This is a genomic window from Pseudarthrobacter sp. NPDC058119, assembly GCF_042884655.1.
Classification (GTDB): domain Bacteria; phylum Actinomycetota; class Actinomycetes; order Actinomycetales; family Micrococcaceae; genus Arthrobacter.
Genome location: NZ_JBHVTN010000008.1, coordinates 59,273 through 76,317 on the forward strand (window position 1 = coordinate 59,273; position 17,045 = coordinate 76,317).

Below are 17,045 nucleotides of genomic sequence, written 5' to 3' on the forward strand. Positions count from 1 at the left end.
GCCATGACCGACGAATTCTCCGTGGAAAGCGTCTACGCCGAACTCCTGGGACGGGCGCCCGAAAACAAGATGGAACCCCGCCTGGCGCCGCTGTTCCGCGCCATGGACGTGCTCGGCGAGCCGAACAAGGCGTACCCGATCATCCATGTCACCGGAACCAACGGCAAGACCTCCACCTCGCGGATGATCGAATCCGTGCTCCGCGCCCATGGCCTGAGCACGGGACGCTACACCAGCCCGCACCTGTCCAAGGTCACCGAACGGATCAGCATCGACGGCCACCCCGTCTCCGACGAGACCTTCGTCAGGATCTGGGACGAAATCCGGCCCTACCTGCAGATCGTGGACTCCGAACTGGAAGCCGAAGGACAGCCCCGGCTGACCTACTTCGAGTGCCTGACCATCCTGGGCTTCGCCATCTTCGCCGACCAGCCCGTCAACGTGGCCATCATCGAAGTGGGCCTTGGCGGCATCACCGACGCCACCAACGTGGGCGACGGCCAGGTATCGGTGGTCACGCCGATTTCGTTGGACCACACGGACCTGCTGGGCGACACCACGGAAGACATCGCCTACGAAAAGGCCGGCATCATCAAGCCCGGCGGCTACCTCATCAGCGCCGCGCAGCCCCTTGATGCGGCCCAGGTGCTGCTTGAAAAGGCCAAGGAAGTGGGCGTGCCCTTCCGCTTCGAAGGTGTTGAGTTCGGCGTCGAGTCGCGGACGGTGGCCGTGGGCGGGCAGATGGTCACCATCAAGGGCATCGCCGGCCGCTACCCGGACCTGCTGGTACCGCTGCACGGCGCCCACCAGGCGCAGAACGCGGCGGTTGCAGTCGCGGCGCTGGAGGCGTTCTTCGGCGGCGAGAAGGAACTGCCGTTCGACGTCCTGCAGGAAGGCTTCGCCGCCGTCACCTCACCCGGTCGCCTCGAGGTGGTTCGCACGGCGCCCACCATCATCGTTGACGCAGCCCACAACCCCGACGGCATCAAGGCCTCGGCCGCCGCACTGCAGGAGGCATTCACCTTCACCCGGCTGGTTCCGGTGGTAGGCGTCCTTAAGGAGAAGGACGCCGAGGAGATTCTGCGCGAGCTCAAGGAATCCCTGGGTGACGTGGCTGAGGAATACTGCTTCACCCAGTCCAACTCCCCGCGCGCCGTTCCCGCGGCGGAACTGGCGGAGCTCGCCATCGACCTGGGCTTCGGCGAAGACAACGTCCACATCGCCGAGAAACTGGACGATGCACTGGAATGGGCCGTGGAACGGGCCGAGGCCAACGACGACCTTTCCGGCGGCGTGCTGGTCACGGGCTCGATCACCCTGGTGGCCGAGGCACGCATCCTGCTCGGAAAAACGGAGGCATGACCATGGCCAGACTGACAAAAGCGCAGCGCGAGTGGCGCCCGGGCATGCCCAAGAAGCGGCGTTCCACCAAGGTCATGTTCGCCTCCACCGTGCTGCTGCTGGAAGCGTTCGTCATGTTCTTCGCCACGCTGGTGGTGTTCGGGTTGCGCCGCGGGGAGTTCCCGCCCGCCCTGATCCTCGGCGTCGGCATTGCCCTCAGCGTGGTCATGATCTTCGCCTGCGCGGTCCTCAACAAGCCCTGGGGCATCGGCCTTGGGTGGATCCTGCAGCTGGTCCTGATCCTCACCGGCATCTTCGAACCGGCCATGTTCCTGGTGGGCGCCCTCTTCGCGCTGGCCTGGTGGTACGGAATACGGACCGGCATCCGGCTGGACCGGGAAGCCGCACAGCGCGCCCGCGAACAGGCCGAATGGGAAGCCACCCACCCGGACCAGGCCGCGGGGCCCGCCCAACCGCAGACCCCGTAAGCCAGTCCCCGTAGACTTGTCCCGAAACCCCACCAACGCATTGGAGCAGTTGTGACCACTGAGCGCACCCTCGTCCTGATCAAGCCCGACGGCGTCGCCCGTAACCTGACCGGGGCCATCCTGGCCCGCATCGAAGCCAAGGGCTACAGCCTTGCCGAGCTGAAGAAGGTTGACGCCACCCGTGAACTCCTGGAGCAGCACTACGAGGAGCACGTGGGCAAGCCGTTCTACGAGCCCCTGGTGGAATTCATGCTCAGCGGCCCCGTGGTGGCGGCTATTTTCGAAGGCCACCGCGTCATCGAGGGCTTCCGCTCCCTGGCGGGCACCACGGACCCCACGACGGCGGCCCCCGGCACCATCCGCGGCGATTTCGGCCGGGACTGGGGCCTGAAGGTGCAGCAGAACCTGGTGCACGGCTCCGACTCGACGGAGTCAGCGGACCGGGAGATCAAGATCTGGTTCCAGTAAGCCAGCCGAAATGACAGCTAAGGCCAATGTTCTTGTTGAACATTGGCCTTAGCTGTCAGATGGCGCAGGTGACGGCGCGGATGGTGGGGGAGCGGCCTGCTAGAACCCTGAGGTCCCTGCGAACACCTGGATGAACGCGAAGAAGATGGTGGCGATCACGGCCACGTACAGCAGCGCGGTGATGATCCAGCCGGAATCACCCAGGACGCGGGCCGCACCGGCAGGCATGGGAATGACGCCGGCCGCGATGTTCCGGATGGTGGTCCACACGAAAAGCGGGATCATGGCAGCCCAAACGATCATGCAGAACGGGCACAGGATGTGGATGGAATACAGGGCCTGGGACCACAGCCAGACGACGAACGCGAAGCCGAGCGTGACGCCCGCCTGCAGCCCGAGCCAGTACCAGCGGGCAAAGGTTGCTCCGGACAGCAGGGCCATGCCCACCGTGATGGTGATGGCGAAGGCCACGATTCCGATGAACATGTTGGGGAAGCCGAACAGGGAACTTTGCCAGGTCTGCATGACCTGGCCGCAGGAGATCCACGGATTCACGTCGCACACCGTGGTGTGGTTGGGGTCCTTGAGTACTTCGAGTTTTTCCAGGACCAGGGTTCCGGAGGCCAGCCAGCCGACGACTCCGGTAATGACCAGCAGCCAGCCAAAGGGACGGTTCCGGGCCATCCGTGGCAGGCTGCCGGCGCTGGTCTGCGCCTCAGTGGCCCGTTCCTGCTCGTGGGCGCTGACGGGGGAAATGCTGGGCATGGGTGTTGCGTCCTTTTCGTCCGGTGCTCCTGTGCCTGATTGTAACGCCGGGAGCTGGAGCCACCACACAGGCAAAGGAACAGCAACGCCCGCTTCCGCGGCGATCCGGCGCGGGTATGAGAGAATGAACGTGGCTGGAAGCCGATCCACATTCGGACTCCGGTCCGGTGGTTTGTTCCCAAGACCGCCAATGATGAGCAGGGCAGGCTTCGGATTCTTCCGGCACACCCGCGACTCCATTGGGCGGCACCTGGTTGTAACACGCAGAACAACGGGTTTCAGAACATCCGCCGGCTCCCACGGGCTGCCGCACCCCAACGACGGTGCGAACCTGGGAGTATCCACTTGACTTCTGTCAATGCCTGCGGGTGTTGACAATATGTGCCCCAATGGGTGCCGGATGTGGCGGTACGTCAGGGGCAGGAGTGTTGCCACATATGGACAATGATCAGGAACTGGCCGTTAACGACGAAGCAGCGGCAGCTGCACCCAAGAGGGCTCCGCGGACGCGCCGGAAAGCGGCAGCCAAAACCGGAGAAGCTCCCGCGGACGCCGTGACCAGCGCACCGGACGCCGATGCTGTCTCCGGTGAAAACCCGGCGGGTCAAGAGACTGCGGTTGAAGCAGCCGCCGTCGACGCAACAGCTGCCGAAGAAACCGGCACTCCGAAGAAGGCACCCGCCCGGCGCACCCGGGCACGGAAGAAGGCCGACACCGCCGAACCCCTGCCCGCGTTCGCCGCCGACGCGCAGGCTCCCGACGAAGCCGCGGCCGTTGACGCGCCCGCCGCTGTTGCCGGCCCCACCGCCGAAACCCCTGCCGTTCCTGCCCCGGACGGAACGGCGGATGCCGAAGCCAAGCCGGTCCGCCGCCGTCGGGTAGCCACCCGCAAGACTGCGTCCCCAGCCGCCGCCCCAGCAGCGGAGTCCGCGGCAGCGGCTGAAGAAGCACCTGCAGCCGCAGTCCCTGAAGCAGTGCTGCCGGAGGCCGCTGACCAGATCGCGGAGCAGAACGTGGAGCAGGCGGCCGGGTCCGGCGGGCAGGAAGCAGTTCCTGCGGCGGAAGGTGCCCCGGCACAGGAGCAGCCCACGGAAGTGCCGGCAGCCGAGGACGGCGAGGCCGCCGCTGCCGCCAGCCCCTTCGGGTCCCTCTTCCTGGAGCCCGCTTCCCCCACCTCAGTACTCTTCCAGGCCCCTGACCTCAGCACCGTAGTCCGGCCCGCAGCGCCGGCCGCCGCGGAGCCCGGGGAGGAAGACTCCGAAGAAACCGACGATTCCTCCAGCCGCCGCCGTCGCCGCAGCCGCGGCCGCAGGGGCCGCAGCCGGATCGGTGGTACGGCGGAGGAGGACAACGAGGACAGCGGTTCCGAGGCTGAGGACGAGTCCGACGAGGACGCCGCCGGCCAGGTGGAGGACGGCGTGACGTCACGCCGCCGCCGTCGCCGCCGCCGCGGGGACCAGGACCTTGAGCTCACGGGCGGCGGGGACGACGACCCGCCCAACACGGTCACCAGGGTCCGGGCGCCGCGCGCCGTCAGTGAAGCCCCGGTGAGCAACCGGGTCACCAGCGTCAAGGGCTCCACCCGCCTGGAGGCCAAGAAGCAGCGCCGCCGCGAATCCCGGGACACGGGCCGGCGCCGTACCGTCATCACCGAGGCCGAGTTCCTGGCGCGCCGCGAGTCCGTGGACCGCCAGATGATCGTGCGCCAGCGCGATGACAGAATCCAGATCGGCGTCCTCGAAGACGGCGTCCTGGCCGAGCACTTCGTGTCCAAGACCCAGCAGGATTCCCTGATCGGCAACGTGTACCTGGGCAAGGTCCAGAACGTCCTGCCGTCGATGGAAGCGGCGTTCGTGGACATCGGACGCGGCCGCAACGCCGTCCTGTACGCCGGCGAGGTCAACTGGGAAGCCGTCAACCTCGAAGGCAAGCAGCGCCGCATCGAAAACGCGCTCAAATCCGGCGACACCGTGCTGGTCCAGGTCACCAAGGACCCCGTGGGCCACAAGGGCGCCCGGCTCACCAGCCAGATCTCCCTGCCCGGCCGCTATCTGGTGTACGTCCCAGGCGGTTCCATGACGGGCATCTCCCGCAAGCTGCCCGACGTCGAACGCAACCGGCTCAAGCGCATCCTCAAGGACCGCCTGCCCGAACACGCCGGCGTCATTGTCCGCACCGCCGCCGAGGGCGCTTCCGAGGAAGAGCTCACGCACGACATCAATCGGCTGCGCGCCCAGTGGGAAGGCATCGAAAGCCAGTCCACGTCCACCAAGATCCTGGCCCCCGAGCTCCTTTACGGCGAACCTGATCTCACCATCAAGGTGGTCCGCGACGTCTTCAACGAGGACTTCTCCAAGCTCATCGTTTCCGGCGAGGAGGCCTGGGACACCATCGAGGCCTACGTCACCTACGTGGCGCCGGACCTGGTGGGCCGGCTGGAGAAGTGGACCAAGGACCAGGACATCTTCTCCGCCTGGCGCATCGACGAGCAGATCCACAAAGCCCTCGAGCGGAAGGTCTTCCTGCCCTCCGGCGGCTCCCTGGTGATCGACCGCACCGAGGCCATGACCGTGGTGGACGTCAATACGGGCAAGTTCACCGGCAGCGGCGGCAACCTCGAGGAAACCGTCACCAAGAACAACCTCGAAGCGGCCGAGGAAGTGGTGCGCCAGCTCCGGCTGCGCGACATCGGCGGCATCATCGTGATCGACTTCATCGACATGGTGCTCGAATCGAACCGCGACCTGGTCCTCCGCCGCCTGGTCGAGTGCCTGGGCCGGGACCGGACCAAGCACCAGGTTGCCGAGGTGACCTCACTCGGCCTGGTCCAGATGACCCGTAAACGCATGGGCACGGGCCTGCTGGAAGTCTTTGGTGAGCAGTGCGAAGCCTGCGCCGGCCGGGGCGTCGTGACCCACGACGATCCCGTGGAGCACCGCCGCGCCAACATCGTGGCGGCCGAGCACCACGTCCAGCGCACCGACAACCGTCCCGAAGCCCGCGCGGAGACCCGTCCGGAAGCGCAGCGGAACGACAACGGCCAGCCCGGTGTCCGGTCCGAACGCAAGCGGCGGCGGGGACGCGGCGGCCAGCAGCCCGAGGCCGCCCCGGCACCTGCCGTCCATGTCCACACCGTCCAGCCGGACCCCTCCGACGCCGAGCGGCACGCCAAGGCTGAGGCAACCAGGCTTGCCCTGGCGAACATCGCCGCGGCCGCGCATGCAGCCCACCTGCATGACGACGAGGTGGCGGCAGCCCGGCAGGTGCCGTCCGTGGAGCCCGCGCCGGTTCCCGTTGAGGAGAAGCACGACGCCGACGCCCCGGCACGTCCCGCAGCGGTCCTGACGTTCGGCGGCGAGGAAGTCCCGCTTCCGTTCGTGGAGCACGCCGGGGAACAGCATCCGAAGCCTGCCCTGACGCTGGACCGCCTTGCGGAAGCATTCGCCCACCTGGGCCAGCCGGCTTCTCCCGTGGAGAACGCGCCTGCCAGGCAGGCAGAGGCCGTGCAGCCGGCAGCGGAGGTGGCGCCGGAAGGGCATGCCGACGGCGGGGCAGCGGAAGCCCCCGCCGGTGCCGCTCCCGGGGCATCCCCTGAAAAGGACTATTCGGACCACACGCTGGAGCAGTCGCGGCAGCGCCGGCCCCGGCGCCACCGGGCCGCCAGCCGTGCCCAGGGTGCCGCCAACGAGACTGCCGTCCAGCACCATGAAAACGTCCAGGCTGATGCCGCTGGGCACTCGCACGCAGCCAAGGCGCCCGAACCGGCGAAGGACCAGCCGGAACCCCGCAAGGCGGCCGAGGAACCCATCATCCTCGGTGTCGGCGTGCCGGCGTCGGAGCTGTAAATTCCGGCAAGCCACGGCGTCGACAGGTGAAGTCCCCGTCTCGTGGACCATTCCCCCCGAAAGTACAGGGGGAACAGTCCACGCGGCGGGGACTTCCTGCATCTGGCCGCTGTCACCTTTACCACAGCCCCGTGGCAGCGGCTAGGGTAGGAACCGACACGGGGTGCCGCGCACAGGCCGGCTGAGATCCAGACCCGTTGAACCTGTCCGGCTAGTACCGGCGAAGGGATGTCTCTTGTCTTCGACCCTTTTCATGCCCCTGCCAGCTCGCTCCGGCTTCAGCACCGGGCTGTCCACCGGCCGGGACGTCCCGCGGGTACTGTCCATCGCCGGCTCCGACCCGTCCGGGGGGGCGGGTATCCAGGCCGACCTGAAGAGCATTGCCGCGCACGGCGGTTACGGCATGGCTGCCATTACTGCCCTGACGGCACAGAACACCTGCGGTGTCCAGGCAGTCCACGTTCCTCCCGCGGCCTTCCTGGCCCAGCAGCTGGACGCGGTCAGCGATGATATCTCGATCGATGCGGTCAAGATCGGCATGCTGGGGGACGAAGCCGTGATCCGCACTGTCCGGCACTGGCTGGAGAAGGTCCGTCCCGCCGTCGTTGTCCTTGACCCGGTGATGGTGGCCACCAGCGGCGACCGGCTGCTGAGGGAGTCCGCCGAGGCCGCGCTCCGGGACCTGATGCCCCTGGCCCACCTCATTACTCCCAACCTGCCGGAGCTTGCCATGCTGGTGGGCGCGGAACTTGCGGACAGTTGGCCGGCAGCGCTGCAGCAGGGCCGGCGCCTGGCGGATGCCACCGGCGCCACCGTCCTGGTCAAGGGCGGCCACCTGGCGGGTGCGGAGTGCCCGGATGCGCTGGTCAATACCGCAGGCCTCCTGTCGCAGGACGTGGTGGAGGTGCAGGGAAACCGCGTCGACACCCGCAACAGCCACGGCACCGGCTGTTCCCTGTCCTCCGCAATGGCCACCGTCCAGGCACGCCTGGGCGACTGGGAGGCATCGCTCCTGACCGTCAAGCCATGGCTTGCCGGCGCCCTTGAAAACTCGGACCAACTCGAGGTTGGCCAGGGAAACGGACCGGTGCACCACTTCCACCATGTGCGGCAGGACCTGCATGACGGCGGCTTCGCTGCCCGGCTGTGGGAGGAAGCCCAACAGGACCTCGCGGACATCTACGCCCTGGACTTCATTCACGGCCTGGCTGCCGGGGACCTTCCCGAGAAGGACTTTGCCTACTATCTGGCCCAGGATGCCCTGTACCTGAACGGCTACTCCCGGGTGTTGGCACGCGCCAGTGCCCTGGCCCCCTCCGAAGCGGAACAGCTGTTCTGGGCAGGGTCCTCGCAGCAGTGCCTGGAGGTGGAGTCGGAACTGCACCGCTCCTGGCTCAGCACCCGGCCCACCCAGGGCGGCCGCGGCCCCGTCACCAAGGCTTACGTGGACCACCTCACCGCAGCGTCGGCGTCGGGCAGCTATGCCGTCCTGGCCGCCGCCGTCCTTCCCTGCTTCTGGCTCTACGCCGAGGTGGGCGAAAAACTGCACGGCCAGTTCGTTGCCTCGGGGGAGCCGGAAGGGCACGCCTACGCTGCCTGGCTGCGGACGTATGCCGACGAAGGCTTTGCCGAAGCAACGCGCCGGGCCATCGCCATCGTGGACGCGGCAGGACGGAAGGCCTCCGACGCCGAGCGGGAGGCCATGCTGACCGCGTTCAAGCAGTCCTGCCGCCTCGAGGTGGAATTCTTCGACGCGCCGAGGCTGCATTCCTGACTCCTGCGGGGAGCGCCGCCGCTATTATGGAGTTCATGGTTGCGGTGCTGCCCGCCGGAGTGTGGTTACTACCACACCCGGGCCGCCGGAACCAGCCTCATTTGCGGCCGTAGATGGATTTAGCGTATTCTAGATCTTCGGTGCTTACGCCAACACTTGGGTTATGACCCCACGGCGTTGAGGCACAGCGGGAACCTTGGCTTTTTCGAGTCGGTTCCGCACGCAAATTTTGTAATAAACGTCGAGAGAAGTGAGTTCCCAAGTGGTGTACGCGATTGTCCGCGCAGGCGGCCGCCAAGAGAAGGTTTCCGTTGGAGACTTCGTTACCCTGAACCGCGTCGCCGGTGGAGCCGGCAGCACCATCGAGCTGCCCGCACTGCTCCTGGTTGATGGTGACAAGGTCACCTCCGCCGCCGCTGACCTGGCCAAGGTAACTGTTACGGCTGAAATCCTCCAGGACCTGCGTGGTCCTAAGATTGTCATCCAGAAGTTCAAGAACAAGACCGGCTACAAGAAGCGCCAGGGTCACCGCCAGGAACTGACCAAGGTCAAGATCACCGGCATCAAGTAACCACCGGTTACTGTTCAGGTATTTCAACAGATTCCCCAGAATTTAGAGGCAGGCATTTCAGATGGCACATAAAAAGGGCGCGAGCTCCACTCGCAACGGTCGCGATTCCAACGCTCAGTACCTCGGCGTCAAGCGCTTCGGCGGCCAGGTTGTTTCCGCAGGCGAGATCATCGTCCGCCAGCGTGGCACCCACTTCCACCCCGGCGCCGGCGTTGGCCGTGGCGGTGACGACACCCTGTTCGCACTGACCCCGGGCGCCGTTAAATTCGGCACCCGCCGCGGTCGTCGCGTGGTCAACATCGTTGCTGCTGCAGCTGCAGAGTAACAACCAGTTCTGAAGCGGTGGAGCGGGCCTGAGGGTCCGCTCCACTGTTCTTTTAACAGCATTACAATCGATGTGGCGTCCCCGGGCGTCCCATAAACAGCACCTGAGGAGATCCACGTGGCCAGCTTTGTAGACCGGGTAGTACTGCATGTATCCGGCGGAACCGGCGGCCATGGTTGCGTCTCCGTCCATCGCGAGAAGTTCAAGCCCCTCGGCGGTCCCGACGGCGGGAACGGCGGCAACGGTGGCGACGTGATCCTTCGCGTGGACCACCAGACCACCACCCTCCTCGACTACCACCACGCACCGCACCGGCACGCGAGCAACGGCGGCCCCGGCATGGGCGACTGGCGCGGCGGCAAGAACGGCGAGACCCTGGTCCTGCCCGTACCGGACGGCACAGTGGTCAAGACCAAGGACGGCGAAGTCCTGGCCGACCTCGTGGGGGAAGGCGCCGAGTTCGTGGCGGCCGCCGGTGGCCTGGGCGGACTCGGCAACGCTGCCCTGTCCTCGCAGAAGCGCCGCGCCCCCGGCTTCGCGCTGCTCGGCATCGAGGGGGACTCCCGGGACATCGTCCTGGAGCTCAAGAGCATTGCCGACATCGCGCTGGTGGGCTTCCCGTCTGCCGGCAAGTCCAGCTTGATTGCAGCCATGTCCGCTGCCCGGCCCAAGATCGCCGACTACCCCTTCACCACCCTGGTTCCCAACCTGGGCGTAGTGCAGGCCGGCGACGTACGGTTCACCATCGCCGACGTTCCCGGCCTCATCGAGGGCGCCAGCGAGGGACGGGGCCTGGGCCACAACTTCCTCCGCCACGTCGAGCGCTGCGCGGCCCTGGTCCACGTGCTGGACTGCGGCACCCTTGAGTCGGACCGGGATCCGCTCACCGACCTCGCCATCATCGAGGGCGAGCTGGAGAAGTACGCCGTCGACATGAGCTATGCCGGCCAGGACGGCGAAGTGGTTCCGCTGAACCACCGGCCCCGGCTGGTGGCGCTGAACAAAGTGGACCTGCCCGACGGCAAGGACATGGCTGAGTTCGTGCGCCCGGAACTCGAATCGCGCGGCTACCGCGTCTTCGAGGTGTCCGCCACGAGCCATGAGGGCCTGCGGCAGCTCGGCTTCGCCATGGCGGAGATCGTCAAGGCCGCCCGCGATGCAGTGGCTGCCGCCCCGCCCAAGGTGCAGCCTGCCGTGCTGCGGCCGCGTGCCGTCAATGAAGCCGGGTTCAAGATCCGCCGCGAGGAAAAGAACCTGGAACCGCTGTTCCGCGTCCTGGGCGAAAAGCCCGTGCGCTGGGTCAAGCAAACCGATTTCACCAACGAAGAGGCCATCGGCTACCTGGCGGACCGGCTCGCCCGGCTGGGTGTTGAGACCGAACTGTTCAAGCAGGGCGCCAAGCCCGGTGACACGGTGGTCATCGGCGAGGACGACGGCGTGGTGTTCGACTGGGAGCCCACGATGATGGCAGGAGCTGAGCTCCTGGCTTCGCCGCGCGGCACCGACGTCCGGTTCGCCGATATCGGCGACCGGCCCACCCGCAGCCAGAAGCGCGAAGAGCAGCAGGAGCGCCGCGAGGCCAAGGCTGCCGCCCGCGCGGAGCTTGAGGCGGAGCGTAAGGCCGGGATCTGGACCGAGTCCGTCAGCGGCCGCCGTGCCGCCCAGCCCGTCAAGGAAAGCGGACTGGAAGCGGACGATGACCTCTAGGGGCATGACTGCAGTACCTGCCGGGACTGCGGGGGACAGGAGCGCGCTGGCCGGGGCCCGCCGGATCGTGGTCAAGGTGGGCTCCTCCTCGCTGACCAGCATCAAGGGCGGAATCTCGGAGGAATCACTGACCGCCCTTGCTGACGCCCTGGCGGCCAAGCGCAATGCGGGCGCCGAGATCATCCTGGTGTCTTCCGGCGCCATCGCTGCAGGCCTGGCTCCGCTTGGCCTGGCCAAACGCCCCCGGGACCTGGCAACCCAGCAGGCCGCGGCCAGTGTAGGCCAGGGGCTCCTCATGGCCCGGTACACCCAGGCCTTCGGTGCCCACGGCGTCACCGTCAGCCAGGTCCTGCTGACCGCCGAAGACCTGATGCGGCGCAGCCAGCACACCAACGCCCTGCGGGCCATGGACCGGCTGCTGAACCTTGGGGTGGTTCCTGTGGTCAACGAAAACGACACTGTGGCAACCCATGAGATCCGCTTCGGCGACAACGACCGGCTGGCCGCCCTGGTGGCCCACCTGGTGCGCGCCGACGCGCTCGTCCTGCTGTCCGACGTCGACTCCCTCTATGACGGGCCGCCCGCCAAGGGTGCCAAGCGGATCCCGCTGGTCACCGGCGCGCACGACCTCGAGGGCGTGTCCATTGGCAAGGCGGGCAAGGCCGGTGTGGGCACCGGTGGCATGATGACCAAGGTGGAGGCTGCCGGTATGGCGGCAGGGTCGGGAATCCACGCCCTGGTGACCTCCACGCCCAATGCTGCCGCGGCCTTGAACGGCGAGGACGTGGGCACGTGGTTCTCCGTCAACGGCTCGCGCAAACCGGTCCGCCTCCTGTGGCTGGCGCACGTTGCGTCGGTCCAGGGCCGGCTGGTCCTGGACGAGGGTGCGGTCCGCGCTGTGCGGCACCACCGCACGTCCCTCCTGCCGGCCGGCATCTCCGCGGTCCATGGCGACTTTGAAGCCGGCGACGCCGTGGAGCTGGTTGGGGCCGACGGCACCGTTATTGCCCGCGGCCTGGTGAACTACTCCTCCGAGGAGCTGCCGCGGATGCTGGGGCGGTCAACGCATGAGCTGGGCGAGGAAATGGGCAGCGGCTACAACCGTGAAGTTGTTCATGTTGACGACCTGGTGCTGGTCTGAGCTGCCACCTCGCCTAAACTTGGATCATGACTGACGCCCTGATCCACGCTGCTGAACTTTCCGGAACCACCGCTGCGCAGGCGCAGCCGGGTCCCGCAGCAGGACCGGCATCGGCCGAGGCACCCCTGTCCGCCGCCGGGGTGGAGTCCGCCGTCCACGCCATCACCGACCGCTCCCGCCAGGCAGCCCGCCGCATGGCCACCGCCAACCGCGCCTGGAAAGACCGTGCCCTCCGCGCCGTGGGCTCCGCCCTGCAGGAGAACGTACCGGCCATTCTGGCTGCCAACGCCATGGATGTGCAGCGGGGCAAGGCCAACGGGACCTCCGCAGCCCTCCTGGACCGGCTCACCCTCACCAAGTCCCGCGTCGCCGGACTCGTGGCGGCCCTCGAAAACCTGGCTGGCCTCCCCGACCCCGTCGGCAACGTCGTGCGCGGGCAGACCCTCCCCAACGGGCTGCGCCTCCGCCAGGTCAATGTGCCCATGGGGGTGGTTGCCGCCATCTACGAGGCACGGCCCAATGTCACCGTTGACATCGCAGGGCTCGCGCTTAAGAGTGGCAACGCCGTCATCCTCCGTGGCGGCGGCGCGGCAGAAGCCACCAACCAGGTGCTGGTCCGGATCCTGCGCGAAGCCCTGGAATCCGTTGGCCTGCCCGCTGACGCGGTCCAGACCGTGGACCAGTACGGCCGTGCGGGGGCCACCGTCCTGATGAAGGCCCGCGGAAGGGTGGATGTCCTGATTCCCCGCGGCGGCCGGGACCTGATCCAGACGGTGGTCACCAACTCCGCGGTGCCGGTCATCGAAACGGGGGAGGGAAACGTCCACATCTTCATCGACGAGTCCGCCGACGAGGCCATGGCGGTGGAGATCCTGCTCAACGCCAAGACCCAGCGGCCCAGTGTCTGCAATACCGTGGAGACGCTGCTGGTCCATTCCGGCTCAACGGTGCTGCCCGCCGTCGCCTCCGCCCTTCGCAGCGCCGGCGTCCGGCTCCACGTGGACAGCCGCATCAGCGCCGCACTGCCGGCCTCGATCGAAACCGAGCCGGCGACGGACGCGGACTGGGAAACGGAGTACATGGACCTGGACCTCGCCGTGGCGATGGTGGACAGCCTTGACGAAGCCGTCCGGCACATCCGGACCTGGTCCACCGGCCACACCGAGGCGATCCTCACCAACAGCCTCGCCAACGCCGAGCGCTTCATCGCGGAGGTGGATTCGGCGGCCGTGATCGTCAACGCCTCCACCCGTTTCACAGACGGCGGAGAACTGGGCCTCGGTGCCGAGGTGGGCATCTCCACGCAGAAGCTGCATGCCCGCGGTCCCATGGGCCTGACCGAACTCACCACCACGAAGTGGATCGTCCAGGGCGAAGGCCAGGTCCGCGGGTAGCAACGCGGTAACATAGACCAGAACCCGGAAAGCAGCGGAAGGTTCCGCTGCCTGAAAATCCTTGAACAAGGGGAGAAAATGCTGCTCCAGCAGATTGCCACGTCCGTCGCCGCCGCAGGCGAATCAGGCCACGAGGAGCTCGCGCCGCTGTGGGCCGAACCGTGGGTCTTCGGCGTGTCCATGTTCGGCATCCTTGTGGTGCTGATGTTCATTGCCTGGTCCTACAACAACCTGGGCAACCGGCACGCCGCCACGGATGAGCACGCGGATCCGCACCGCCAGCACCCCAACAAGCACGATCGCGGGCAGGGCCACTAACATTTCCCACAACCTGCAACGCAATGGGGCCCGGGGGAGGCTGCGGCTGGGCGTGATGGGCGGGACCTTCGATCCCATCCACCACGGCCACCTTGTGGCGGCCAGCGAAGTCGCAGCGGAGTTCGACCTTGACGAGGTGGTCTTCGTTCCCACCGGGCAGCCATGGCAAAAGTCCCATAAACAGGTCAGCGAGCCCGAACACCGCTACCTGATGACCGTCATCGCCACGGCCTCCAATCCCCGCTTCACCGTCAGCCGTGTCGACGTCGACCGCCCGGGTCCCACCTACACCATCGATACCCTGCGCGACCTCAGGGCGCAGCGCCCCGACGCCGACCTGTTCTTTATCACCGGCGCGGATGCCTTGGCGCAGATCCTGTCCTGGAAGGACATCGACGAACTCTGGTCGCTGGCCCACTTCGTGGGCGTTACGCGGCCAGGGCATGTCCTTGACGGCATGGGCCGGGACGATGTCAGCCTGCTGGAAGTGCCCGCCATGGCCATTTCGTCGACGGACTGCCGCGCCCGGGTAGCCTCCAACAGCCCGGTCTGGTACCTGGTCCCGGACGGGGTGGTCCAGTACATCGCCAAGTACGGCCTGTACTCGGACGCACCGGCAGGCGCTGATGACGCAACGTCCGAAGCCCGCGAACCAGCCAGTACTGAATGAGTTCTCAATGAGTCAGGAACAGCCCCCAATCCGCAGCCGCCGGGAACTCCGGAAGGCCAGGGACGCCCAGCGGGCCACCTCGCCTGCCACGGAGCAACGCCCGCCAGCCGCGAACCGGCCAGCTGACAGTGCACCTGCACGGGACGGCCAGGACGCGGCGGCCGGCTCCGGTTCCACCGGGGGAGCTGCCCCTGCGGCGCGCCCCCAGGCACCGGCGGGCCAGCCCGGCACGCCGCGCTCCTCCCAGATCCGCGCCCGCGACCGTGCCGCGCTGCGCACCATCAAGGAGCTTGAGGAAAAGGAAGGGCAGCTTGCCGGGGGCGGGCCCCCCACGCGACGCCAGTTGCGGTTGCAGCAGCTCAAGGAGCAGGCCCTGACGGCCGCCAATCCCATCGTTCCGGCCGCCGCCGCTCCGGCCAGCAAGCCGACCACGCCAGGCAAAGGCACCGGCGAGGCTGGAGAGGCGGCGGACGATTCCAAGGCGGACAATCCCAGCCAGGTCCCCGCCGGAGCCCCGGAGGGCATGACGGTTGAGCAGGCCCTGGAGGCCCGCGCACTCATCGCCGCGCAGGCCAGGAACCAGATAGCCAAGATGGAGCACATCGCTTCCCTGGACCCTGAAGCTGTAGATCCCGAAATCCTGGCTGAGCAGATTGCGTTGGCAGAACGTGCCGCCGTCATGAACCGACGCGCCATGGCCAGGCAGAAACTTGCCGAGCAGGCCGGCAGCCCCGCCGGCGCCCCCGGCAGCGGTCCGGGGCAAAAGGACACCGCGGGCCCGTCAACTGCCAGCAACCTCGCAATGGTGACGCCGCTTGAGTTCGTCCAGGTGCCGGGCGTTGAGCGGCCCGTCATGAAACCACCTGCCACCTCCCACGTCCCGGTCACCACCCGGCCCGGCACCAAGGTACCCGGCACGAAGGTACCGGGCGCTGGAAAACGGAGGCCCACTGCACGTCCCAAGGCACCCGCCGCGGATACGGCAACCGGCCGCTCCCAGGTCATCGCGCGCGCCGAGGCGGCTGCCAAGGCCGCCAGCCGGCCCAAGCCGGTGTCGCGTCCGGACGACCAGTCGGAGGATCTGTTCGAAGACCTTCCCCGGGTTCCAGCCCGGTCGGCCTACGGGCTTGATCCCCTGGATGCAGCCACCGCCGGCCTTACCAGGGCCCGCCGGAACCGCATTCTCCAGTTCTGCATCCTCGCGTTCGGGATCCTGGCCCTCGTCGCCGGCATCATCCTGATCGTCAGCGGCATGTCCCGCTGACCTGCCGGCCGGCACCAACACTTAACCACAACAAGGAGTCCCGTGACTGCAACAGAATCGTCCATCGCCATAGCCCGCACGGCTGCCAAGGCCGCCGCGGACAAGATCGCCCAGGACATCGTCGCCATGGACGTGAGCGAACGCCTGGCCCTGGCCGACGTCTTCCTTATCGCCTCGGCGCCCAGCGAACGCCAGGTCAACGCCATCGTTGACGGCATCGAGGAAGAGCTCGCCAAGCAGGACCTGCGGCCGGTGCGCCGCGAGGGCCGGTCCGGCGGCCGGTGGGTCCTGTTGGACTACGCCGACGTCGTCATCCATGTCCAGCACGATGAAGACCGCGTGTTTTACGCCCTGGAGCGGCTTTGGAAGGATTGCCCCGTCGTCGACCTGCAGCTCGGCGATGACGCGTCCGCCAAGGCAGCCGCTGTTTCCGACAGCGAGTAGGCGCCGCCCGGCGGTGAATATTCCCGATTTGGAATTTTCGGAATTGCTGTTCTAAGATATTTGAGTTGCTTCGGGGGAGACCCTGAAGAAAGCTCCCAAGGGCAGCAACAATCCGGGGCTGTGGCGCAGCTGGTAGCGCACCTGCATGGCATGCAGGGGGTCAGGGGTTCGAGTCCCCTCAGCTCCACCGGAGAGTCCGCCGGAACCACCTGGTTCCGGCGGATTTTTTGTTGTGTGCCGTCTGTTCGCGACGGACCCGCGGAGCCAGTTTGGGTGCCGGATTCCGGGGGTCGGAGCGCCGGAAACCACCCGATTGGCGTCCAGCGGAAAAGTGCATTACTCTGGTCAGGTTGCTCCGGGGAATTCGACCGGAAAGACAAAAGTACGGGGCTGTGGCGCAGCTGGTAGCGCACCTGCATGGCATGCAGGGGGTCAGGGGTTCGAGTCCCCTCAGCTCCACCCGTAAGGAAAGGGAACCATCACCTGTGATGGTTCCCTTTTTTGTTGCCACCGGCAACCGATACTGGGCG

General features: G+C 67.1%; 15 protein-coding genes, 2 tRNA genes and 1 riboswitch. Of the genes, 16 read left to right on the top strand and 1 reads right to left on the bottom strand.

Going from position 1 to position 17,045, the window contains the following annotated elements:
* Nucleotides 1-3: 3 nt before the first annotated feature.
* The 3 genes from ACFVTD_RS16700 to ndk are packed head-to-tail and all read left to right on the top strand — an operon-like array spanning nucleotide 4 to nucleotide 2,297.
* Complete coding sequence (locus tag ACFVTD_RS16700) at nucleotides 4-1,362, top strand: bifunctional folylpolyglutamate synthase/dihydrofolate synthase (protein ID WP_387565022.1); 1,359 nt, start codon at nucleotides 4-6, stop codon at nucleotides 1,360-1,362.
* Between the two features lie 2 nt (nucleotides 1,363-1,364).
* Entirely contained in the window at nucleotides 1,365-1,829 is a 465-nt protein-coding gene (locus ACFVTD_RS16705) for a DUF4233 domain-containing protein (protein ID WP_387565415.1), read from the top strand.
* A 51-nt stretch (nucleotides 1,830-1,880) separates the two neighbouring features.
* Nucleotides 1,881-2,297 (top strand): nucleoside-diphosphate kinase, encoded by a 417-nt coding sequence (gene ndk, locus ACFVTD_RS16710; RefSeq protein WP_387565024.1) that lies wholly within the window; start codon nucleotides 1,881-1,883, stop codon nucleotides 2,295-2,297.
* A 99-nt stretch (nucleotides 2,298-2,396) separates the two neighbouring features.
* Here the strand turns inward: ndk and ACFVTD_RS16715 are convergent, their stop codons facing one another.
* The gene (locus ACFVTD_RS16715) at nucleotides 2,397-3,062 is read right to left on the bottom strand and encodes a vitamin K epoxide reductase family protein (RefSeq protein WP_387565026.1); all 666 of its coding nucleotides are present in this window, start codon (nucleotides 3,060-3,062) and stop codon (nucleotides 2,397-2,399) included.
* A 437-nt stretch (nucleotides 3,063-3,499) separates the two neighbouring features.
* Here ACFVTD_RS16715 and ACFVTD_RS16720 point away from each other — a divergent pair, with 437 nt between their 5' ends.
* From ACFVTD_RS16720 to ACFVTD_RS16780, 13 genes are all read left to right on the top strand, one after another.
* Nucleotides 3,500-6,907 (top strand): Rne/Rng family ribonuclease, encoded by a 3,408-nt coding sequence (locus ACFVTD_RS16720; protein WP_387565028.1) that lies wholly within the window; start codon nucleotides 3,500-3,502, stop codon nucleotides 6,905-6,907.
* A gap of 149 nt (nucleotides 6,908-7,056) precedes the next feature.
* A riboswitch (TPP riboswitch) is annotated at nucleotides 7,057-7,153 on the top strand.
* Between the two features lie 7 nt (nucleotides 7,154-7,160).
* Entirely contained in the window at nucleotides 7,161-8,681 is a 1,521-nt protein-coding gene (gene thiD / locus ACFVTD_RS16725) for a bifunctional hydroxymethylpyrimidine kinase/phosphomethylpyrimidine kinase (RefSeq protein ID WP_387565417.1), read from the top strand.
* A 262-nt stretch (nucleotides 8,682-8,943) separates the two neighbouring features.
* Nucleotides 8,944-9,252: a 50S ribosomal protein L21 gene (gene rplU / locus ACFVTD_RS16730; protein WP_003803420.1), complete on the top strand. Its 309-nt coding sequence runs from the start codon at nucleotides 8,944-8,946 to the stop codon at nucleotides 9,250-9,252.
* 61 nt (nucleotides 9,253-9,313) lie between these two features.
* Nucleotides 9,314-9,577, top strand: a complete 264-nt coding sequence (gene rpmA / locus ACFVTD_RS16735; protein ID WP_387565030.1) for a 50S ribosomal protein L27 — start codon at nucleotides 9,314-9,316, stop codon at nucleotides 9,575-9,577.
* Nucleotides 9,578-9,694: 117 nt separating this feature from the next.
* Complete coding sequence (gene obgE / locus ACFVTD_RS16740; protein ID WP_387565032.1) at nucleotides 9,695-11,284, top strand: GTPase ObgE; 1,590 nt, start codon at nucleotides 9,695-9,697, stop codon at nucleotides 11,282-11,284.
* Nucleotides 11,285-11,288: 4 nt separating this feature from the next.
* On the top strand, nucleotides 11,289-12,425 hold the full coding sequence (proB, locus tag ACFVTD_RS16745) for a glutamate 5-kinase (RefSeq protein ID WP_387565034.1): 1,137 nt from the start codon (nucleotides 11,289-11,291) through the stop codon (nucleotides 12,423-12,425).
* 26 nt (nucleotides 12,426-12,451) lie between these two features.
* A complete protein-coding gene (locus tag ACFVTD_RS16750; protein WP_387565036.1) occupies nucleotides 12,452-13,819 on the top strand; it encodes a glutamate-5-semialdehyde dehydrogenase in 1,368 nt (455 codons plus the stop codon).
* 78 nt (nucleotides 13,820-13,897) lie between these two features.
* Nucleotides 13,898-14,137, top strand: a complete 240-nt coding sequence (locus ACFVTD_RS16755; RefSeq protein ID WP_311262130.1) for a hypothetical protein — start codon at nucleotides 13,898-13,900, stop codon at nucleotides 14,135-14,137.
* On the top strand, nucleotides 14,076-14,807 hold the full coding sequence (nadD, locus tag ACFVTD_RS16760) for a nicotinate-nucleotide adenylyltransferase (protein ID WP_387565038.1): 732 nt from the start codon (nucleotides 14,076-14,078) through the stop codon (nucleotides 14,805-14,807). The genes ACFVTD_RS16755 and nadD overlap by 62 nt, the downstream gene beginning before the upstream one ends.
* Nucleotides 14,808-14,814: 7 nt before the next feature.
* Nucleotides 14,815-16,071: a hypothetical protein gene (locus ACFVTD_RS16765; protein ID WP_387565040.1), complete on the top strand. Its 1,257-nt coding sequence runs from the start codon at nucleotides 14,815-14,817 to the stop codon at nucleotides 16,069-16,071.
* A 42-nt stretch (nucleotides 16,072-16,113) separates the two neighbouring features.
* Nucleotides 16,114-16,515, top strand: coding sequence for a ribosome silencing factor (gene rsfS, locus ACFVTD_RS16770; RefSeq protein ID WP_387565042.1), 402 nt, complete (start codon nucleotides 16,114-16,116; stop codon nucleotides 16,513-16,515).
* A 114-nt stretch (nucleotides 16,516-16,629) separates the two neighbouring features.
* Nucleotides 16,630-16,702, top strand: a tRNA-Ala gene (locus ACFVTD_RS16775).
* Nucleotides 16,703-16,901: 199 nt separating this feature from the next.
* Nucleotides 16,902-16,974: transfer RNA gene (locus ACFVTD_RS16780), tRNA-Ala, on the top strand.
* The last annotated feature ends 71 nt before the right edge of the window (nucleotides 16,975-17,045 follow it).